General features: G+C 80.1%; 1 pseudogene. It reads left to right on the top strand.

The features are described 5' to 3' along the window. A pseudogene (locus tag IE330_RS38395) lies at positions 1-1564 on the top strand (hypothetical protein); the annotation flags it as partial.

Below are 1564 nucleotides of genomic sequence, written 5' to 3'. Positions count from 1 at the left end.
GGCCGGCTCCCTCGGCGGCCAGGCCGCGGCCGCCCTGCACCTCGCGCACGCGGCCCGCCTGCGCGGCCGGACCAAGGAGTGCCGCGCCGCGCTCGCCGAGGCCCTGGACCTGGCACTCCGAGCCGGTGACGGCGCCTGCGCCGCACTCGCCCGGGTGCAGACCGCGCTGGACGCCGTGGCGCGGGGCGCGACCCCCGACCCGGCCGGAGCGGACGCCGTGCGGGCCTGGGGCGCCACGGTGGGCAGCGGCTCGTGGGTGGCGGGGCTGCGCGGGGTCGCCCTGGAGCACGCCACGTCGTGGATCGGCACGGGGGACCTCGTCCGCGGCCGGGGCGCCCTGCTGCTCGCGGACCGGCTCTCCGACGACGTCGGGACGGCGGAACGCGCCGACGCCTGGGCCGGGTTGTACCGCTCCGCAGGCCACCGCAGGGCCGCGCTCCTGCTCACCGACGTGACCATGGCGGCCCTCGACGCCCGCGTCCGGGCACGTCCGGCCGCGGAGCGCTTCGGCGACCTCCTCGCCCTCGTGCGCGCCGCGCAGCTCCTCCACCACCACGCCCTCGCCCTGGGCGACCCGGGCCTGTGCGCCGCGTCGGGCCTGCGCCTCGGGCACACCCTGGAGACCGTGCGCCGCCTGCCGGACACGGACGCGCGCCTGGCCGGGACGCTCGACCTGATGGCCGGGGACCTCGCCGAACTGCCCCTGTGGACCGCCCTCCACACGGCACGGCGTGAGCGCGCCGCCGGACTGCCCGACGAGGCCGACGGGCACGCCGAGCGGGCCCTGCGCGAGGCGGACCGGCTCGGCAACCACTACGCCGCCTGCTCGGCCCTGGTCGAGCTCCGCCGCCTCCGGGAAGCCCGCACCCGCGCGCGGCGCATCGACGCCGCGGGGCTGAGCGCACTCCAGGCCACCGCGCTGTGGCTGCGCATGGACGATCCCGCGCGGGCCGCCACGACGGTCCGCGACATCGGCCGCCACGGGCCCGAACCGACCGACACCTGGGAACTCCCCGCCCTGCGCGCCGAGTTGTGGCTCAAGCTCGGTGACCTCGACGCGGCACACCGCGCGGCCGCACAGGGCGTGGACGCCTACGAGCGGCACCGGGCCCGGCTCGCCCGCGACGCCCTGCGCTCCGCGTCCGCCGACTCCCCGGTGGTCGCCGGGCTCCACCACTGCGCGGTCCTCTCGCGCCTGCCCCACGAGTCCTGCGCGGGCGCCCCTGCCGCCGCCGCGTTCGCCTGGGCGGAGCGCGCCCGCTCCGGCTTCCTCGACGCGGTACGCGCCCTCGACTCCGCCACCGAGTACCCGGGCACGCGCGCCGCCGTCCGCACCTGGCTGGCGGCCGGAACCCGGTGGTCGGCCCGGTACGAGGAGGACCTGGCGGAGATCCGCCGCGAGGCGACCGCCCCAGGCCCAGGCCCCGAGCCCGACCCCGGCTCCGACCCAGGCCCCGACATGGGCCCCGACCCCGGCCCCGCGGCCCGCGGCGACGCGGCGGAGCGGCTGGCGCGGATCGCGGCGGCCGACGCGGAGCTGGCCGCCGCCGAGGCCACCGTACGG

The organism is Streptomyces longispororuber, from assembly GCF_014656095.1.
GTDB lineage: Bacteria > Actinomycetota > Actinomycetes > Streptomycetales > Streptomycetaceae > Streptomyces > Streptomyces longispororuber.
The sequence above is the reverse complement of the archived record's forward strand: the minus strand, read 5'-3'. Positions and strand labels throughout refer to the sequence as shown.